Source organism: Novosphingobium humi (assembly GCF_028607105.1).
Lineage (GTDB): Bacteria > Pseudomonadota > Alphaproteobacteria > Sphingomonadales > Sphingomonadaceae > Novosphingobium > Novosphingobium humi.
Genome location: NZ_CP117417.1, coordinates 1,925,192 through 1,942,913, shown reverse-complemented (window position 1 = coordinate 1,942,913; position 17,722 = coordinate 1,925,192). Strand labels below are relative to the sequence as shown.

At 63.2% G+C, this 17,722-nt stretch carries 17 protein-coding genes; 4 read left to right on the top strand and 13 right to left on the bottom strand.

Features of this window, described 5'->3' with window-relative positions; genetic code table 11:
- Nucleotides 1–162 precede the first annotated feature (162 nt).
- Both PQ457_RS09140 and PQ457_RS09135 read right to left on the bottom strand, forming a co-directional pair.
- Nucleotides 163–510: an energy transducer TonB gene (locus tag PQ457_RS09140; protein ID WP_273616567.1), complete on the bottom strand. Its 348-nt coding sequence runs from the start codon at nt 508–510 to the stop codon at nt 163–165.
- A 125-nt stretch (nt 511–635) separates the two neighbouring features.
- Nucleotides 636–2,441, bottom strand: a complete 1,806-nt coding sequence (locus PQ457_RS09135) for a methyl-accepting chemotaxis protein (RefSeq protein ID WP_273616566.1) — start codon at nt 2,439–2,441, stop codon at nt 636–638.
- Between the two features lie 250 nt (nt 2,442–2,691).
- On the opposite strand from PQ457_RS09135, the gene PQ457_RS09130 reads away from it, so the two are divergent.
- A complete protein-coding gene (locus tag PQ457_RS09130; protein ID WP_273616565.1) occupies nt 2,692–3,225 on the top strand; it encodes a GNAT family N-acetyltransferase in 534 nt (177 codons plus the stop codon).
- Nucleotides 3,226–3,261: 36 nt separating this feature from the next.
- Here the strand turns inward: PQ457_RS09130 and PQ457_RS09125 are convergent, their stop codons facing one another.
- A complete protein-coding gene (locus PQ457_RS09125) occupies nt 3,262–5,007 on the bottom strand; it encodes a gamma-glutamyltransferase family protein (protein WP_273619293.1) in 1,746 nt (581 codons plus the stop codon).
- 261 nt (nt 5,008–5,268) lie between these two features.
- Between PQ457_RS09125 and PQ457_RS09120 the strand changes: the two genes are divergently transcribed.
- Nucleotides 5,269–5,577, top strand: a complete 309-nt coding sequence (locus PQ457_RS09120; protein ID WP_273616564.1) for a PilZ domain-containing protein — start codon at nt 5,269–5,271, stop codon at nt 5,575–5,577.
- 3 nt (nt 5,578–5,580) lie between these two features.
- Here the strand turns inward: PQ457_RS09120 and PQ457_RS09115 are convergent, their stop codons facing one another.
- The 7 genes from PQ457_RS09115 to leuC form a co-directional block, all read right to left on the bottom strand.
- Complete coding sequence (locus PQ457_RS09115; RefSeq protein ID WP_273616563.1) at nt 5,581–6,345, bottom strand: NUDIX domain-containing protein; 765 nt, start codon at nt 6,343–6,345, stop codon at nt 5,581–5,583.
- A 328-nt stretch (nt 6,346–6,673) separates the two neighbouring features.
- Nucleotides 6,674–6,997, bottom strand: a complete 324-nt coding sequence (gene grxD, locus PQ457_RS09110) for a Grx4 family monothiol glutaredoxin (RefSeq protein ID WP_273616562.1) — start codon at nt 6,995–6,997, stop codon at nt 6,674–6,676.
- A gap of 72 nt (nt 6,998–7,069) precedes the next feature.
- Complete coding sequence (locus tag PQ457_RS09105; RefSeq protein ID WP_168604485.1) at nt 7,070–7,303, bottom strand: BolA/IbaG family iron-sulfur metabolism protein; 234 nt, start codon at nt 7,301–7,303, stop codon at nt 7,070–7,072.
- Between the two features lie 60 nt (nt 7,304–7,363).
- Nucleotides 7,364–7,687, bottom strand: coding sequence for a DUF1476 domain-containing protein (locus PQ457_RS09100; protein ID WP_273616561.1), 324 nt, complete (start codon nt 7,685–7,687; stop codon nt 7,364–7,366).
- 261 nt (nt 7,688–7,948) lie between these two features.
- Nucleotides 7,949–8,545 carry a 3-isopropylmalate dehydratase small subunit gene (gene leuD / locus PQ457_RS09095; RefSeq protein WP_168604487.1) on the bottom strand — a complete coding sequence of 199 codons (597 nt, stop codon included), beginning with the start codon at nt 8,543–8,545 and terminating at the stop codon, nt 7,949–7,951.
- Between the two features lie 18 nt (nt 8,546–8,563).
- A complete protein-coding gene (locus tag PQ457_RS09090; protein ID WP_168604488.1) occupies nt 8,564–8,749 on the bottom strand; it encodes a hypothetical protein in 186 nt (61 codons plus the stop codon).
- Nucleotides 8,750–8,787: 38 nt separating this feature from the next.
- Entirely contained in the window at nt 8,788–10,218 is a 1,431-nt protein-coding gene (leuC, locus tag PQ457_RS09085) for a 3-isopropylmalate dehydratase large subunit (RefSeq protein ID WP_273616560.1), read from the bottom strand.
- A gap of 121 nt (nt 10,219–10,339) precedes the next feature.
- Here leuC and PQ457_RS09080 point away from each other — a divergent pair, with 121 nt between their 5' ends.
- Both PQ457_RS09080 and PQ457_RS09075 read left to right on the top strand, forming a co-directional pair.
- Nucleotides 10,340–10,858, top strand: a complete 519-nt coding sequence (locus PQ457_RS09080) for a sterol desaturase family protein (RefSeq protein WP_273616559.1) — start codon at nt 10,340–10,342, stop codon at nt 10,856–10,858.
- Between the two features lie 90 nt (nt 10,859–10,948).
- Nucleotides 10,949–11,998, top strand: coding sequence for a LacI family DNA-binding transcriptional regulator (locus tag PQ457_RS09075; RefSeq protein WP_273616558.1), 1,050 nt, complete (start codon nt 10,949–10,951; stop codon nt 11,996–11,998).
- A gap of 85 nt (nt 11,999–12,083) precedes the next feature.
- On the opposite strand, the gene lpdA is transcribed toward PQ457_RS09075, so the two are convergent.
- The 3 genes from lpdA to PQ457_RS09060 are packed head-to-tail and all read right to left on the bottom strand — an operon-like array spanning nt 12,084 to nt 17,623.
- Nucleotides 12,084–13,484 (bottom strand): dihydrolipoyl dehydrogenase, encoded by a 1,401-nt coding sequence (lpdA, locus tag PQ457_RS09070; protein WP_273616557.1) that lies wholly within the window; start codon nt 13,482–13,484, stop codon nt 12,084–12,086.
- Between the two features lie 19 nt (nt 13,485–13,503).
- Nucleotides 13,504–14,730: a 2-oxoglutarate dehydrogenase complex dihydrolipoyllysine-residue succinyltransferase gene (odhB, locus tag PQ457_RS09065; protein WP_273616556.1), complete on the bottom strand. Its 1,227-nt coding sequence runs from the start codon at nt 14,728–14,730 to the stop codon at nt 13,504–13,506.
- A 40-nt stretch (nt 14,731–14,770) separates the two neighbouring features.
- Entirely contained in the window at nt 14,771–17,623 is a 2,853-nt protein-coding gene (locus PQ457_RS09060; RefSeq protein WP_168604495.1) for a 2-oxoglutarate dehydrogenase E1 component, read from the bottom strand.
- Between the last annotated feature and the right edge of the window lie 99 nt (nt 17,624–17,722).

The window sequence follows — 17,722 nt, the reverse complement described above, 5'->3', positions numbered from 1 at the left end:
GTCCTGCGCGCTGCCTCATGCGGCACGCCGACTTGCTTGGGATCGGCCATACAACAACATGGCCCCATTGCCAAGTTTTTTGCGCGTTGCAGCAAAAATGGGCCTGTTTCATGCAAAAAGGGCCGGTTTTGCGACCGGCCCCGTTGTATCATGACTGGATAATCAGGTCAGGCGCCAGGTCATCGGCACCGTCAACGTGGTGGGGCCTGCGGGCGGGGCGGGCACCTTGCCGACCTTGGAGGGAACAGACAGCGCTTCCTTGTCGAGGATGGCCGAGCCCGAACCGGCCACGAGTTCAGCCTTTTGCACCGCACCATCGGCGCCGATATAGACCTTGACCTTGGCGGTCCCTTCCTCGCCGCGCATCTGGGCGGTCGAGGGGTAGGTCTGCTTGGCGGCGAACATGTTGGTGACCGAACGGCTCCAATCCGACGACTGTGCAAAAGCCGAAGTGCTGAGGAGAAGCGCGCCGGTCATGGCGAATGATATCTTGGCAATAGTCTTGATCATGGTCGGCTTTCTCTTTCTAAACTATTCTTTCGATGCAAGACTATTGCCTGAAATTGGATAAGAACGGGCTGATGTTTATGCTTGTCCGGTTTTTGCAATGGTCTTAGGTGATTTTACTAAAGCATTCAGAATTCGGACCAGTCATCCTCGATCTTGAGCGCGGTGGCGCGCACCGATGGCGCGCGCCGGGCCGAGAAGGAGGGCAGGGCCAGATCATCCTGCGTGCTGGGCGCGCTCGCCCTGCTTTGCATGCGCGCGGGCGAGGCGCTGCCCGTGCGGCTCATTTCAAAGCGGCGCAACTGTTCGACCAGACGCTGCGTTTCGCCCGAAAGACTGTGGGTGCTGGCGGTGCTCTGTTCGACCATCGAGGCGTTCTGCTGGGTGAATTGGTCCATCGAATTCATCATCGCCGAGATTTCCTCGACATTGGACGACTGCTTCTGCGCGGCCTCGGCGATCTCTTCGACCAGCTCGGAAATCTGCGAGACTTCGCCCACAATCTGGCGCAGCGCATCGCCGCTGGCGCTGGCCAAAGCCACGCCGGTCGAGACCTGCTCGTTCGACGTGGTGATCAGCGCGCGGATGTCTTTGGCCGCGTCCGCGCTGCGCTGGGCCAGAGCGCGCACCTCGTTGGCAACCACGGCAAAGCCCTTGCCCGCATCGCCCGCACGCGCCGCCTCAACCCCGGCGTTCAGCGCCAGCAGGTTGGTCTGGAAGGCGATCCCGTCGATGACGCCGACGATCTCGGCCATTTCCCGGCTCGATGCCTCGATGGCCTGAAGCCCGTGGACCGCCTGTTCGGCCTGCTGGTCGGCGGCTTCGGCGGTGTGGCGCGCCACGGCAAGGCGGCTGCTGGTCTGGCGGGCATTGTCGGCGGTGACGCGCACGGTGCCGCTGAATTCGTTGAGCGTGCGGCTGGTTTCGGCAATCGAGCTGGCCTGATGCTCGGTGCGGCGGGCAAGGTCCCCGCTGGCTGCGGCGATTTCGTCAGTGCCGCGGCGGATGGCGTCGCAACCATCGACGATTTCGCGCATCACGCCGGCCAGTTGGCTGACCGCCTCGTTGAAATTGACATGGAGCTGGCCCAGAGCGCCCGCGCCGTTTTCCGGCACGCGGTGGGTCAGATTGCCGCGCGCCAGTTCGGACAGGCCCGAACCGATGGCGTCAATGGTGATCTGTGTTTCGCGGGCGCGTTCCAACTCGGCCTGCGTGCGCTGCTGGTCGGCGGCAAAGAGCGCCTTGAAGCTGTCGAGCGCGCGGGCAAGGCTGCCCACTTCGTCCTGGCGGTCCAAGGCGGGGATTTCGACATGCATGTCGCCATCGACCAATCGGCCCACGGCCTCGCTGATCCGCGCGACCGGGCGGGCTATCGTGACCATCATCAGCCCCATCAGACCCAGCGCCACGGCCAGCCCGGCCACGACCGCGCCGATAATGACCTTGCGGCCCTGATCATAGATCGCGGCCGAACGGGCCGAGGCGGCATTGGCCCCCTTGGTGTTTAGATCGATCAGCGCCAGCAGATCATCCTCGACCGTGTAGAACGCGGTCAGGGAATCGCCGTCGAACATCGCCTTGGCCGCCGCCGCATCGGTGTTCGACAGGTTCAGCAATTGCTCGTTCTGGCCCAGATAGGTCTGCCAATCGCCCTTCAGCTTGGCAAAGGCGGCCTTTTCGTCCGGGCCCTGGTTCAGTTTGGCGGCATCGTCCATGCGGGTGGCGATCGCGGTCTGCGCGGCGCGCATCAGCTTGGCCTGGCGGGTCTTCATGCCTTCGGCGCTGGCGCCGACATGGACGCTCTGCTTGATCCGGTATTGCGAGACAAAAGCGTGGACATCGCCCAGCGCCTGCGAGCCGGGCAGCCAGCGTTCGCGCAATTCGGTCGAGATCGCGTTGACCTCGCCCAGCTTGACCACTGCAAAAGATCCCATTGCGGCCATGACCGCCAGAAGGACTGCAAAAGCGGCCAGAAACTTGGCCGAAATACCCATACGCAACAAGGCTGATCTCCCCCGCGTCATTCATGAAGATGCGACGGAATGCTTTTCTCCCTATTTCGTCAGCATTTGGGGCTACAGGTTGATCCGAAAACTTACCTAAGGCGGCGGGATAAAGTGACGATTTCGATTTACGATAATGGGATGATTGCGGCGCCCAGCGCGCTGCTATAGGGCGGGGGGCATGACTGCCAGCATCACCATTCGTCTCGCCAGCGCCGCCGACATTCCTGCGCTCGCCGCGCTCAAACTGCATTGTTTCCGCGACACGTTCGGGCCAACCGGCTTTGCCATTCCCTATCCGCCCGCCGATCTGGCCGTGTTCGAGGCCGACTCCTATGGCGAGCCAACCGTGGCGCGCGAATTGGCCGATTCCACGCATCGCACATGGGTGGCGCAGGACGGGGATGGCGCGCTGGTCGCCTATGTCCATATCGGGCCCAGCAAATTGCCCCATCCCGAGCGCGAGGAGGGCGATGGCGAACTCTATCAGCTCTATCTGCGCCGCGAAGTGCAGGGCGCAGGGCTGGGCAAGCAATTGCTCGATCTGGCGCTGGAGGAACTGACCTCATGGCGCCGCCCGATCTGGATCGGTGTGTGGCAGGGTAATCTGAAGGCCCAGCATGTCTATGCCGGGCGCGGCTTCGAGATCGTGGGCGAGTATAAATTCGCCGTGGGCGATTGGCGCGACGAAGAATTCATCATGCGCCGGAAATAAGAAAAGGCGGAGGTTTTGGCCTCCGCCCTTTTTGTATCAGAACCCGCGCGCGACCCCTTCGCGGCGCGGATCGGCCCCGCCTTCATAGCCCTTGGCGCGGCGCACGATCACATGCAGCCCCGAATTCTCGCCCCGCGCGGTTTGCAGCGGCAGGCCCTTGGCCGCCAGCGCATCGGCAATGGGGGCGGGGAAAATATCGGCGCTGAAAATATTCCCGCGCGCCACCAGATTGGGCAGGCTGATCGCATCCTGCGGCTTCATCCCCCAATCGAGCATGCCGACCAGCGCCTTGATATTATAGGCAATGATCGAGGTGCCCCCCGGCGAACCCACGGCCAGCTCGAAATTCCGCTTTGGTGTCAGCACGATGGCCGGGGCCATGCTGGAGCGCGGACGCTTGCCCGGCGCGACGGCATTGGCCGCGGGCGCGCCGTCGGGATCATTGGTGCTGAAGGAGAAATCGGTCAACTGGTTGTTGAGGAAGAACCCATCCACCATCCGGCCCGAGCCGAAGATGCTCTCCACCGTGGTGGTCATCGACACGACATTGCCCGCTGTGTCCACGATGACCATATGCGTGGTCCCGCCCGGCTCCTGCGTGGCGTCCTTGCCCACCTTGGGCGCGTCCTTGGGCATGCCGAAGGTAACGGGCTGGATCGTCTCGCCGATCAGCTTGGCCCGCTCGGCAATGTAATCGGGCGCCAGCAGCCCGGCGGGGAAGGGCACAAAGGCCGGATCGCCCTCATATCGATCGCGGTCGGCATAGGCCAGACGGCTTGCCTGCGCGATTTCCAGCCAGCCCTTGGGGTCCTGCGCGTTGCGCGTGGCAATGTCGGTATGCGCCAGCAGGCCCATTGCCTCCTGAACCGCCACGCCGCCCGAGGGCGCCTGCGGGGTGCAGATCAGATGGGTGCGATAGGGCATGCACAGGCCCTCGGTTTTGCGCGGCTTATACGCGGCCAGATCGGCCAGCGTCATCGTGCTGGGCAATGGGCCGCTCGTCACCTTGGCGACGATCTTTTCGGCCACCGGGCCGGTCAGCAGGCCCTTGGACCCTTGCGCGGCAATACGGTCCAGCGTGGCGGCATAGGCCTTGTTCACGATATGCTCGCCCGCCTGATAGGGCGTGCCGTCGGGTTTGTGAAAATAGGCCTGCGCGTCTGCGCCCTTGGCCTGCGGGGCCTGGCTGACGATGGCGCGGGCCAGCTTTCCCGTCACCTCGAACCCGTCATTGGCCAGTTTGCGCGCCTCGCCAAAGAGTTGATTCCATTTCAGGCGGCCGTGTTCCTTCTGCGCCATTTCCAGCATGGCGATGGCCCCCGGAACGCCGGTGGCGATCCCGCCCACCACGGCCACGGGGAAGGGCAGCAGCTTGCCGTCGGGGCCATAGAACTGGCGCGGACTGGCCCCCTTGGGCGCCACTTCGCGCCCGTCATAGGCGGTGACCCGTTTGGTCTTGGCGTCATAATAGAGCAGGAACGAACCGCCCCCCAGACCCGAACTTTCCGGCTCGACCAGACCCAGCACCGCCTGAACCGCAACCGCCGCGTCCACCGCGCTGCCGCCCTTTTGCAGGATGCGCAGGCCGGTTTGCACGGCCAGCGGATTGGCCGCCGAAATCATCGCATGGGTGGCAAAACCGGCCTTGGCATCGCCCTTGGCCGGGGCAACGGTGATCAGCGGCCGGGCGGCCGGGGCGGTGCGGGCCTGCGCCGCGATGGGCAGCGCGCAAAGCGCGAGCGAGGCGGCGCCAAGGCGAAACAGCGAGCGGCAGGAAAGCATGACTGACAAGATGATACTCCTGGATTGTAATCATGGGCTTGGCCATGGCCGTGGTGTTTGCGCTTTGGCGGGCAAAGTCAAAGGGGCTTTTTGCGGATGCGGATGATTTATCTTTCACCATTGCGGCCTTGACGCCGCGTGGCGGGGGAAAATTGCACCATCCGGCAAATGCAAACGAAGGGTTAACCGGCCATCCGTTAGACTGCATAAGCCATGCGATCCCGCCAGACCCCTCGAGAGGCCATTCGAAGGCCGCTGACCATGTCGGCCCGCTGTCGCCTGATGAGCGGGCTGCAGGACAGCGTGACTGTCAGCGACCTATCCACCCATGGCTGCCGCATTGCAACGCGCACACTTACGCTGACGATGGGCACGCGTGTCCTGCTGAAACTCGATGGGCTTGAAGCGATCAGCTGCACTGTGCGCTGGGTGGAAAGCGGGCAATGCGGGCTGCAATTCGAACGGCCCATCTATGAGCCGGTGGTCGAGCATCTGTGCCGGTTGCATGTGAAGATGAGCGGCGAGGTGCAGGATTATCGCGCCCGCACGCGCGGCCTCTGTTCGGGCTGACGCCTAGCCGCGCTGCGCCGCACTGAGCGGAATGGCGGTGATCGGATAGCCCAGACCTTCGGGGATGGTCAGCCATTCCTCGCCGTCGCGCATCATGCGGCCGGCCGAAATCGGGGCGATGGGATGGGCCAGAGCATCGGCCCGCGCGGCGGCAAAATCGGCAAATTGGGCCAGCCGCTCCAGATTGAGCAGGGTGGGCACGATGATCCTGAGCGCCCCGCAGGCCGCACCATTCAGGGAGTCTTGAGCGCTGGCCCAGAAAAGGCGACTGTTTTCCGTGGCGTCGACCGCCAGATCGACCGCGCCCGTCCCGATGTTGGCCAGATAGAAGCGAGTGTCAAATCCTCCGACACTCTCGCGGCGCCAGCGGGCAAAGGGCGTGAGCGCCTCGAGATTCAGCGCCAGATTCAGCCGTGCCAGCACATCGCCCATCGCCCCGCCCGATTGCAGGATCGCCCGCGCGGCGGCCGCTTCATCATAGTGCAGTCTGCGCGTGAAACCCAGCCCGAGCCCGGTTTCCTCCAGCGTTTCGCGGATCGCGGCGATGCGGGCGGCGGTGTCGGTCGGATCGTCACCCGTCAGGCTTTGCGCCAGTTCCATGTCCTGCGGATCGACCTTGCCGCCGGGAAAAACCGTCGCCCCGGCGGCAAAGCGCATCGCCTGCGATCGTTCGACCATCAGCAGTTCGGGCGGCTGTAGCGCGCTCGGCTGACGAAAGATCACCAATGTGGCGGCGGGGCGCAGGACGGGGGGTGGGGCGGAATCCATCCGCTTTTGATAGGGCGCGATCAGGACTTGGCAAGATCTGTCGGGAAAATTGACAATCGGCGCGGTGGGGCGGGAAATAGCTCGATGGGAAGTGGCGGAAATTGGCCGTTTATTCGAACTGGCACGCCCCATGCATAACAAGAAGTACCAATGGCAGTCTCGATTAGAGGCGGGCTGCATCCCGGTCTCCGCGGTCCCGCCTCACTCCCGTCTCGAGCAAAATGGTGGGGTCGGTCTTCCCAGTCTCCCGACCCCACCTTTTCCCAAACGAAAGGGCCGCCTCCCCAAGGGGAAGCGGCCCTTTTGACTTCAGAAACAGCAGGTGCGCTCAGGCGACCAGACCGTTCTGCTTGAGCAGTGCCTGAAGCTCGCCAGCCTCATACATTTCCATCATGATGTCGCTGCCGCCCAGAAATTCGCCCTTCACATAGAGCTGGGGGATCGTGGGCCAATCCGAATAGGCCTTGATGCCCTGACGGATCTCCATATCCTGAAGCACGTCGACCGTGTGATAGGTCGCGCCCAGATGCTCAAGGATCGCAATCGCGCGGCTGGAAAAACCGCATTGCGGAAAAAGCGCGGTGCCCTTCATGAACAACACGATGTCATTCGTGTTCACGATATCGGCAATGCGGGTCTGGACGTCGGACATGGCTTGAAACTTTCTGCAACCAATCGGGGGAAACAGGTCCTTTTTGCGAAGGAAATCTGTTTCGTCAATCGCTCAGGTGGGGATGCCGGTGGTCAGTTGCAAGGCATGAAGTTCGCCCCCCATGCGATCGCCCAGCGCGGCAAAGACGGCTTTGTGCTGGGCAATGCGCGGCTTGCCGGCAAAACTGGGCGAGGTGACATGAGCGGCGTAATGGTCGCCGTCACCGGCAAGATCGGTGATCGTCACCTCTGCATCGGGAATGGCGGCGCGAATCAGCGCCTCGATCTGGTCGGCGGGCATGGGCATCGGGGGTGTCCTGTCAAAAAGAGCGCGCGGCCCTGCGGCCCCGCGCCCGGAAATCGGGGGTCAGACCTGACCCATCATCGCGCGGCGCGCTTCGGCTTCCTTGGCCTTGAGGGCGGTGCGCACCTCGGCCTCATCGGCATCGACGCCCGCGCTGATCAGATCGCCCAGCAGCTTGCGCACGACATCTTCATCGCCCGCTTCCTCGAAATCGGCCTGAACCACCGATTTGGCATAGGCTTCGGTTTCGGCCGAAGACAGGCCCATCCGTTCGGCCGCCCAGGTGCCGAGCAGGCGGTTGCGGCGCGCGTGGATCCGAAACTCCAGCTCTTCGTCATGGGCAAACTTGGCTTCTTCGCCGCGCTCGCGATCTTGAAAGCTGGTCATGATAGCGTCTCCCGCATGGTTTTAAGGTGTCTGGGTGTTTGCAATGGATGGCCAATGTGGCGCTTTTTCAGCCTGCCGTCCATAACGCGATGAAAATCGCGCGCCAATGCGTATGTGTCGCAGCGGCGGCGGTTCAATCCCCCGATTTGGCGCGACCTCCGCTGCGACAGGGCTTTTTCAGCATATCGGCAGCGGACGATCTTTGCGCTTGCTCAAAAACGGGGAACTTTTCCTTTAAAAAGCGAGAAAATCTTTCCCGCCTCAGGCCGCCGATGCTGTGGCCAGAAATGGCAGGTCTGCCGCAATCTTGGCTTCATGCTGCTTGATGGCCGCGTCGCGCGACAACGTCAGGCCCACTTCATCAAGGCCGCCCAGCAGGCAATGCTTGCGGAACGGATCGATTTCGAAGGTAAAGCGGTCCTGGAACGGCGTGGTTACGGTCTGGCTTTCCAGATCGACATCAATCGGCTGGTCAACTGCCACAACCAGCAGGCGGTCGATGGCTTCCTGCGGCAGAACCACCGTCAGGATGCCGTTCTTGAACGCATTGCCCGAGAAGATGTCGGAAAAACTGGGCGCGATGACGCAGGTGATGCCCATGTCGAGCAAGGCCCATGCGGCATGTTCGCGGCTGGACCCGCAGCCGAAATTGTCGCCCGCGATCAGGATCGGCGCGCCCTTGTTGCGCTCGGTGTCGAAAATATTGCCTTCTTCGGCGCGGATCGCTTCAAACGCGCCTTTGCCAAGGCCCTCACGCGTGATCGTCTTGAGCCAATGGGCCGGGATGATGACGTCGGTATCGACATTCTTGGCGCCAAACGGGATCGCCGTGCCGGCCACGTGGTTGATCGGTTTCATCAGGAAATGTCTTTCGGATCAGTCAGTTTCGGGCGCATCTTCAGGATGGGCGGGAGCATCGGTCGGCTTGGGCTTGCGGCGGCTGCCAAAGATCAGCGCCGCCGTCAGCGCGGCCGAACCGATCGCGGCCGCCCCCGCAATGGTCGCCACCCCGGCCCAGCTCGAACGCTCGCCCAGAACCTTCTTTTCGCTCTCTTCGCTCATCCCTTCACCCTCCAAGTTCGAGGCAAGTTTAGGCCAGTTCAGGCCAGAAATTCACGCGCATCGGTCAATTTACCGGTGACGGCCGCTGCCGCCGCCATCGCGGGCGACACCAGATGCGTGCGCGCGCCCGGACCCTGACGGCCCACGAAATTGCGGTTCGAGGTGCTGGCGCAGCGTTCGCCCGAGGGCACCTTGTCCGGGTTCATCGCCAGACAGGCCGAGCAGCCCGGCTCGCGCCATTCAAGGCCCGCCTCGATAAAGATCTTGTCCAGACCCTCGGCCTCGGCCTGTTCCTTGACCAGACCCGAACCGGGCACGACGATGGCCCAACGCACATTGTCGGCCTTTTTGCGGCCCTTCACAACGGCGGCGGCGGCGCGCATGTCCTCGATGCGGCTGTTGGTGCAGGAACCGATGAACACGTTCTGCACTTCGACATCGGTCATCTTCTGACCCGGCGTCAGGCCCATATAGGCAAGGCTCTTGCGCGCGGCTTCCTGCTTGCTGGGATCGGCAAAGCTTTCAGGCGCGGGCACGACGCCGCCGATCGCCACGGTGTCTTCGGGGCTGGTGCCCCATGTCACGGTGGGGGCAATGTCGGCGGCGTTGATCACCACGACCTTGTCATAGGTCGCGCCCGGATCGGTGGCCAGGCTCTTCCACCACGCCACGGCCTTGTCCCAATCGGCGCCCTTGGGCGCATAGGGGCGGCCCTGCACATAGGCGAAGGTCTTTTCATCCGGCGCGATCAGACCGGCGCGCGCGCCATGCTCGATCGCCATGTTCGAAACGGTCAGGCGGCCCTCGATCGACAGGCCGCGAATGGCCGAGCCGGTATATTCGATGACATAGCCCGTGCCGCCGCTGGCGCCCAGCGTGCCGCAGATATGCAGCACCAGATCCTTGGCAGTCACGCCCGCGCCCAATTCGCCCTCGACGCGCACTTCCATCGTCTTGGAACGCTTCAATTGCAGGGTCTGTGTCGCCAGCACATGCTCGACTTCGGACGTGCCGATGCCAAAGGCCAACGCGCCCAGACCGCCATGGCAGGCCGTGTGCGAATCGCCGCAGACAATCGTCGCGCCGGGCAGCGAGAAGCCCTGTTCCGGCCCGACGACATGGACGATGCCCTGTTCACGATCCGCATCGCCAATCAGACGGATGCCGAATTCGGGCGCATTCTTTTCCAGCGCGGCCAATTGCTGCGCGCTCTGGGGGTCCTTGATGGCAATACGATGGCCGGCCGCATCGCGGCGCGCGGTGGTGGGCAGATTGTGATCGGGCACCGCCAGCGTAAGATCCGGGCGGCGCACCTTGCGCCCCGCGGCGCGCAGCGCCTCAAAGGCCTGCGGACTGGTCACCTCGTGCACAAGGTGTCGGTCAATCCAGATCAGGCTTGTGCCATCCTCGCGGGATTCCACAGTGTGGGCATCCCAGATCTTTTCGTAGAGCGTCTTGGGTCCGGTCATAATGAAACCGACCTAGGCATGGGGGGCGGCAAAAACAAGAGGCGAATGGTCGCACCATGGACATTCGCATGGACGTTTGGGCCAGTGGCGAAATCTTGCATCGCGCATTATAGGGGTTTCCATGAATAGTTTTGCCGCCATCGCCATCGTCATTGCCACCTTCTTTGCCATGGAGGGGGTCGCCTGGGGCTCGCATAAATATATCATGCATGGCTGGGGCTGGGGTTGGCACCGTGACCACCACGAGCGCCATGACCGGATGTTTGAGAAAAACGATCTCTACGCCCTGTTCGGCGCGGGGATGAGCATTTCGGCCTTCGCCATCGGCAGCCCGCTGATCATGGGCGCCCATGCGTGGGAGCCGGGGACGTGGATCGGGCTGGGCATCCTGTGCTATGGCATCGTCTATTCGCTGATCCATGATGGGCTCGTTCATCAGCGCTATTTCCATTACGTCCCGCGCGGCGGCTATGCCAAACGGCTGGTTCAGGCGCACCGGCTGCATCACGCCACGGTGGGCAAGGAGGGCGGCGTGTCCTTCGGCTTTGTCATCGCGCGCGATCCGGCTGCGCTCAAACGCGAACTGGCCGAACAGCGCAAGGCGGGGATCGCCGTGCTGCGCGAGGCCGAAGAGGTCTGAAACCGTATTTAATGCCCATGCCATTTGCGCTTTGGGCTTAGCTTTGCAAAAGAGGCCCAGATTTGCGAAGCGGTCGTTAAGGGAGGGACCATGGTGAAACAGCGCTTTCGCGCCACGTCCTACGACGTTGCAGAAGCAGCAGGCGTCAGCCAGTCCACCGTCTCGCGCGCATTGAGCGGCGACCCGATTGTCGCAGCAGCCACGCGCGAGCGGATTGTCGAGGCGGCGCGGCGGCTCAACTATCACATCGATTCCTCCGCCTCGCGCATGCGCAGCGGGCGATTGAACACGATTGCCGTGGTGGTGATCTGTCCCGAGGATGAGGATGTGAGAGCCTTCAACCCGTTCCATTATGCGCTGCTGGGCGGGATCTGCGCGGCGGCCTCGGCGCGGGGCATGGAAACCATCGTTTCGTTCCAGGGCGCGCCCGACCGGCTGGACGACCATTTCGAACGCAGCCGCCGCGCTATCGGCATGATCGTGTTCGGCACCAGCGAGAACCGCGCCGCGTGGGACTATTTTCAGGCCTCGGCCGATGATGGTTGCCATGTCGTGTGCTGGGGCGCGCCCGCGCCCGCGCATGAATTGCCATGGGTGCGCGCCGACAATCACGGCGGGGCCCGCGCGGCGGTCGAACATCTGCTCGACCATGGTTATCGCCGCATCGTCTATGTGGGCGAGGCCGATTGTCCGCAGCGCCAATTTGCCGAACGCTATGACGCCTATGCCGAAACCTTGGCGGCGGCGGGCTTGATGCCGCGCATCATGACGCTGGAGCCGGGCCATTCGCGCCATGAACAGGGGCGGCGGGCGGCGGCGGCGCTGATCGATTCCGGCGAGCCTTTCGACGGGCTGTTCACCGCCTGCGATGACATTGCGCTGGGCGCGATGGCCTTGCTGGAAGAGCGCGGGCTCAATGTGCCGGGCGATGTCGGGGTGGTGGGCTTTGACGGTGTGAAGGCGGGGCAATTCAGCGTGCCGCCGCTCACCACGATCGAGCCGGATTTTGCGGTGGCGGGCCAGAGGCTGGTCGATCGCCTTCAGGCTCTGGTCGATGGCGAGGAGAACACGCAAGGCCGCGTGCCGGTCCGCCTCGTCGTGCGCGGGAGCGCTCTGGGGCGGGTCGCCACGCCTGCCTGAAGCCGCTTCGGCCTGAATCTACGCAACAAAAAGGGGCGGGAAAGCGTGATGCCTTCCCGCCCCTTTTTGCCTTTTGACAGGCCGATCACATATGGATCGGCTTGCCCTGCACAGCCATCGCGGCTTCCTTGATCGCTTCCGAATGGGTCGGGTGAGCGTGGCAGGTATAGGCGATGTCTTCGCTCTTGGCGCCGAATTCCATGGCTTGGGCTGCCTGCGCGATCATGGTGCCGGCCACGCTGGCGATGCACCACACGCCCAGAACGCGGTCGGTTTCGGCGTCGGCAATGACCTTGACGAAGCCGTCCGGTTCGCGGTTGGTCTTGGCGCGGCTGTTGGCCAGCATGGGGAACTTGCCGACCTTGATGGGGCCGCGTTCCTTGGCGGCTTCCTCGGTCAGGCCCACGCCCGCGAATTCCGGCATCGTGTAAACCACGCCGGGGATCACGTCATGGTTCACAATGCCGGTCAGGCCCGCGATGTTTTCCGCCACCGCAATGCCCTCGTCCTCGGCCTTGTGCGCCAGCATCGGGCCGGGGATCACGTCGCCGACCGCCCACACGCCATCAACGGCGGTGCGGAAATCGTGGTCCGTTTCGATCTGGCCGCGTGCGTTCAGCGACAGGCCGATGTTTTCCAGGCCCAGACCGTCGACGTTCGGGCGACGACCAATGGCCACCAGCACGCAGTCGGCTTCCAGCGTCGAGGCTTCGCCGCCCGCGGCCGGTTCAAGGGTGAGGGTGGCCTTGCCGCCTTCAACAGTCGCACCCGTAACCTTCGTCGAAAGCTTGAGCTCCATGCCCTGCTTCTTGAAGATCTTGGCCGCTTCCTTGCGCACTTCGCCGTCCATGCCGGGCAGCAATTGGTCAAGGAATTCAACTACGGTGACCTTGGCGCCCAGACGGCGCCACACCGAGCCAAGCTCCAGACCGATCACGCCGCCACCGATGACGACGAGGTGGTTCGGCACGCGGTCCAGCGCCAGAGCGCCGGTCGAGTCCACGATGATGCCCGCGTCATTGTCCACCGGCACGTTGGGCAGCGGCGTTACCGAAGAGCCGGTGGCGATGACGATATGCTTGGCCGTCACGGTTTCGCCCGCGACTTCCACCGTGTGGGCGTCCTTGAACTTGGCGTAGCCCTTCTTCCAGTCGACCTTGTTCTTCTTGAAGAGGAACTCGATGCCACCCGTCAGTTCCTTGACCGCGCCCGACTTTTCGCCCTGCAGCACCGACAGGTCCAGCTCAACCGGGCCGGTCTTGACGCCAAACTTGGCCAGCGTGCCATGGGCCGCTTCCTCGAACAGCTCACTGCCATGCAGCAAAGCCTTGGAAGGAATGCAGCCCACGTTGAGGCAGGTGCCGCCAAGCGTTGCGCGACCCTCGGCGCAGGCGGTCTTGAGACCAAGCTGCGCCGCGCGGATGGCGGCGACATAGCCGCCGGGGCCAGCGCCGATGACGAGGACGTCGTAATTGTATTCAGCCATTGTTCTGTCCCCTATCCGATCAAAGGTCGATCAGCAGACGCGTGGGATCCTCGATCGCTTCCTTGATGGTCTTCAAGGCCGTCACGGCTTCGCGACCATCGATGATGCGGTGGTCATAGGACAGCGCGATATACATCATCGGGCGGATCACGATCTGACCGTTGCGGACCACGGGGCGGTCCTCGATACGGTGCAGGCCGAGCACAGCCGACTGGGGCGGGTTGATGATCGGGGTCGACATCAGACCGCCGAACACGCCGCCATTCGAGATGGTGAAGGTGCCGCCCGTCATGTCGGCCATGGTCAGCGAACCTTCCTTGGCCTTCTTGCCATAGTCGGCAATCGCCTTTTCGATGCCCGCGAAGGACATCTTGTCGACATCGCGCACCACCGGCACGACCAGACCATTCGGGGCCGAAACGGCGACCGAAATATCGACATAGTCATGATAGACGATTTCATCGCCCTGGATCTGGGCGTTGACGGCCGGGATGTCCTTAAGGGCCAGCACCGAAGCCTTGGCGAAGAAGGACATGAAGCCCAGCTTCACGCCATGCTTCTTTTCGAACGAGTCCTTGAAGCGGTTGCGCGCTTCCATCACCGCCGACATGTCAACGTCGTTGAAGGTGGTAAGCAGAGCGGCATTTTCCTGCGCGCTCTTGAGACGCTTGGCGATCGTCTGACGCAGGCGGGTCATCTTGACGCGCTCTTCGCGGCGCTCGTTGGCAGGCGCAGCAACAGCGGCCGGAACCGTCGGCGCGCCGCTGGCGGCCTTGGTCTGGGCGGCAGCCACCACGTCTTCCTTGGTGATGCGGCCGTCCTTGCCGGTGCCCTTGATGGTGGCAGGATCAATGCCATATTCCAGAACCGCGCGGCGAACCGCCGGGCTCAGAACCGCAGGATCGGTGCTCTCACCAGCAGCCGGAGCCGCCGCGACCGGGGCCGCCGCCACGGGGGCAGGGGCCGCCGCCGCCGGAGCCGCCGCCTTGGGAGCAGCAGCGCCCGCCGCGCCTTCCTCGATCACCGCGATGATCGCGCTGACGGTCACCGTGTCGCCGACAGCGGCGAGCTGCTGGCTGAGCACGCCCGCGACCGGCGCGTTGACTTCGATCGCAACCTTGTCGGTTTCGAGGCTGGCAATGGGTTCGTCCAGAGCGACCGTTTCGCCCGGCTGCTTGAGCCACTGGCCGATCGTGGCCTCGCTCACCGATTCACCCAGAGTGGGGACTTTGACTTCCGTGGACATGACTTGCTTATCCTAGAGAAATTGGGAGGAGAGCGAGGGCTCAGCCCTTCTTCTTGCGGCGGATTTCGCTGCGGGCCGAAAGACCCAGCGCGTCGGCCACCAGGGCGTTCTGTTCGAGCGTGTGGCGCTTGGCGCTGCCCGTGGCAGGCGAGGCCGAAGCGTGACGACCCGCATAGCGAGCGCGCGAAACCTTGGCCTTGGCATTGGCCAGCGTTTCCTCGATCAGCGGTTCGACGAAGAACCAGGAACCGTTGTTCTTGGGCTCTTCCTGACACCAGATGACCTCTTCCAGATTGGGCATCTTGGCCAGACGCGCCGCAAGCGGTTCGCCCGGGAAGGGGTAGATCTGTTCGATACGGATGATCTGCGTATCGGTCATTTCGGCCGCATCGCGCGCCTCGAACAGGTCATAGGCAACCTTGCCCGAGCACAGGACCACGCGGCGCGTATCCTTGTCGGCGGCGCCGTTGATGTCCGAGAGAATGCGCATGAAGTGGCCTTCGCCCACGAATTCCTCGGCGCTCGATTTCGCCAGAGGATGACGCAGCAGACTCTTCGGGCTCATGATGATGAGCGGCTTGCGGAAGCTGCGGTGCATCTGGCGACGCAGAACGTGGAAGTAGTTGGCCGGGCTGGTGATGTTGCACACCTGCATGTTATCTTCGGCGCAAAGCTGGAGATAACGCTCCAGGCGGGCCGACGAGTGCTCCGGACCCTGACCTTCATAGCCGTGGGGCAGCAGCAGCACGAGGCCGTTGGCACGCAGCCACTTCGATTCCGAAGAAGCGATGTACTGGTCGATCACGATCTGGGCGCCATTGGCGAAGTCGCCGAACTGACCTTCCCACAGGACAAGCGTCTTGGGGTCGGCGCTGGCATAGCCATATTCATAGCCCAGCACGCCATATTCCGAGAGCGGGCTGTCATAGACTTCGAAGAAGCCATGCGGCACCGTGGTCAACGGAACATACTTCTTTTCGGTGGCCTGATCGACCCAGACGGCGTGACGCTGGCTGAACGTGCCGCGACCGCAATCCTGACCCGACAGACGGACCGAATAGCCTTCCGAGAGCAGCGAACCAAAGGCCAGCGCTTCGGCCGTGGCCCAGTCAAAGCCCTGACCGCTGTTGAACATCTCGCGCTTGGCATCCAGCACACGGCCCAGCGTCTTGTGGATCGTCAGATCGCCCGGAACCGAGGTCAGCGTGCGGCCAAGACTGTCGAACAGCTTCTGCTCGATGCCGGTCGGCACGTTGCGGCGGGCGCTTTCAGGGTCCATCGGCTGGTTGAAACCGCTCCAGCGACCACCGAACCAGTCGGCCTGATTGGCCTTATAGGTCTTGGCGGCGTCGAAGTGTTCTTCGAGATGGGCGTTGAAGGCGGCAACCTGTTCCCCAAGGAAACCGGCCGGGATCACGCCTTCACGCTGCAGACGCTCGGCATAGAGTTCCGAGACGGGCTTATGCGCGCGGATCTTCTGATACATCAGCGGCTGGGTGAAACCGGGCTCATCGCCTTCATTGTGGCCGAAGCGGCGATAGCACCACATGTCGATCACGATGTCGCGGCCAAAGGTCTGGCGATAGTCGATCGCCAGCTTGCACGCGAAGGTCACAGCCTCGGGATCATCGCCATTGACGTGCAGCACCGGGCACTGAATGCCCTTGGCAACGTCGGAAGGATACGGCGAGCCGCGCGAGAACTGCGGGCTGGTGGTGAAGCCGATCTGGTTGTTGATGATGAAGTGGATGCAACCGCCGGTGTTGTAACCCTTCACGCCCGACAGGCCGAAGCACTCCCACACGATGCCCTGACCGGCAAACGCGGCGTCACCATGGATCAGAACCGGCAGCACCTGCTTGTGCTTGGCGCCCGGCCCGATGTCGGTGCCGATGTCATCGCGGATCTGCTGATAGGCGCGAACCTTGCCCAGAACGATGGGGTCCACCGTTTCAAGGTGCGAAGGGTTCGGCATCAGGCTCATGTGAACCTTGATCCCGTCGAAATCGCGGTCGGTGCTGGTGCCAAGGTGATACTTGACGTCGCCCGAGCCGCCCACGTCTTCGGGATTAGCCGTGCCGCCCGAAAATTCGTGGAAGATCACCTTGTAGGGCTTGGCCATCACGTTGGCCAAGACGTTCAGGCGCCCGCGGTGGGCCATGCCATAAACGATTTCCTTCACGCCAAGCTGACCGCCATACTTGATGACGGCTTCGAGGGCAGGGATCATCGACTCGCCGCCATCAAGGCCGAAGCGCTTGGTGCCGACATACTTCTTGCCGCAGAACTTTTCCCACTGCTCGCCGCGAACCACGGCGCCCAGAATGGCCTTCTTGCCCTCGGCGGAAAATTCGATGTGCTTGTCGGCGCCTTCCATGCGGTCCTGCAGGAAGCGGCGTTCCTCCACATCGGTGATGTGCATGTATTCCAGGCCCACCTTGCCGCAATAGTTTGCGCGCAGGATGGCGACCAGCTCGCGGATCGTGGCCCATTGCAGGCCCATCGTACCGCCCAGATAGATCTTGCGATCCAGCGCGGCGCCGGTGAAACCGTAATATTCCGGCGTCATATCGGCGGGCAGATCGGAATGGTGCAGGCCCAGCGGATCGAGATCCGCCGCCAGATGGCCGCGCACGCGATAGGTGCGGATCAGCATGATCGCGCGCAGCGTGTCATTGGCCGCTTCTTCGACCGAAGCGTCGCTGACGGGCGTGCCCGCCTTTTTCGCCGCCGCCTTGATCCCTTCCCTCAGCGTGGTGGGGTCGAGCGCGCGGGTCAGCTCGTCCTCCGCTGCGCCGCCTACTTGCGGCCAGTTGCGTCGCTGCCAGCTCGGTCCGGGCTGCGGCCCGTCCTGTGCTGGGTCGGAAAGAAAATCTTGGCTTTCGCTACCCATGGCTTCACCTATTTTCGCACCGGCGCATTTTGCGCGCTGGTGGGGGTTTATTGTGGCGGCTGGTTCCGAAAGAGCCTCTGGCCCCGGGGAGGAATGGCC

What these genes read in the sequence shown, in the direction of transcription:
- PQ457_RS09075 (WP_273616558.1), top strand. Translation starts at nt 10,949, where the DNA reads ATGGTGAAACAGCGCTTTCGCGCCACGTCCTACGACGTTGCAGAAGCA.
- leuD (WP_168604487.1), bottom strand. Translation starts at nt 8,545, where the DNA reads ATGAAACCGATCAACCACGTGGCCGGCACGGCGATCCCGTTTGGCGCC.
- leuC (WP_273616560.1), bottom strand. Translation starts at nt 10,218, where the DNA reads ATGACCGGACCCAAGACGCTCTACGAAAAGATCTGGGATGCCCACACT.
- PQ457_RS09105 (WP_168604485.1), bottom strand. Translation starts at nt 7,303, where the DNA reads ATGCCCATGCCCGCCGACCAGATCGAGGCGCTGATTCGCGCCGCCATT.
- grxD (WP_273616562.1), bottom strand. Translation starts at nt 6,997, where the DNA reads ATGTCCGACGTCCAGACCCGCATTGCCGATATCGTGAACACGAATGAC.
- odhB (WP_273616556.1), bottom strand. Translation starts at nt 14,730, where the DNA reads ATGTCCACGGAAGTCAAAGTCCCCACTCTGGGTGAATCGGTGAGCGAG.
- PQ457_RS09060 (WP_168604495.1), bottom strand. Translation starts at nt 17,623, where the DNA reads ATGGGTAGCGAAAGCCAAGATTTTCTTTCCGACCCAGCACAGGACGGG.
- PQ457_RS09080 (WP_273616559.1), top strand. Translation starts at nt 10,340, where the DNA reads ATGAATAGTTTTGCCGCCATCGCCATCGTCATTGCCACCTTCTTTGCC.
- PQ457_RS09115 (WP_273616563.1), bottom strand. Translation starts at nt 6,345, where the DNA reads ATGGATTCCGCCCCACCCCCCGTCCTGCGCCCCGCCGCCACATTGGTG.
- PQ457_RS09140 (WP_273616567.1), bottom strand. Translation starts at nt 510, where the DNA reads ATGATCAAGACTATTGCCAAGATATCATTCGCCATGACCGGCGCGCTT.
- PQ457_RS09130 (WP_273616565.1), top strand. Translation starts at nt 2,692, where the DNA reads ATGACTGCCAGCATCACCATTCGTCTCGCCAGCGCCGCCGACATTCCT.
- PQ457_RS09100 (WP_273616561.1), bottom strand. Translation starts at nt 7,687, where the DNA reads ATGACCAGCTTTCAAGATCGCGAGCGCGGCGAAGAAGCCAAGTTTGCC.
- PQ457_RS09125 (WP_273619293.1), bottom strand. Translation starts at nt 5,007, where the DNA reads ATGCTTTCCTGCCGCTCGCTGTTTCGCCTTGGCGCCGCCTCGCTCGCG.
- PQ457_RS09135 (WP_273616566.1), bottom strand. Translation starts at nt 2,441, where the DNA reads ATGGGATCTTTTGCAGTGGTCAAGCTGGGCGAGGTCAACGCGATCTCG.
- PQ457_RS09090 (WP_168604488.1), bottom strand. Translation starts at nt 8,749, where the DNA reads ATGAGCGAAGAGAGCGAAAAGAAGGTTCTGGGCGAGCGTTCGAGCTGG.
- PQ457_RS09120 (WP_273616564.1), top strand. Translation starts at nt 5,269, where the DNA reads ATGTCGGCCCGCTGTCGCCTGATGAGCGGGCTGCAGGACAGCGTGACT.
- lpdA (WP_273616557.1), bottom strand. Translation starts at nt 13,484, where the DNA reads ATGGCTGAATACAATTACGACGTCCTCGTCATCGGCGCTGGCCCCGGC.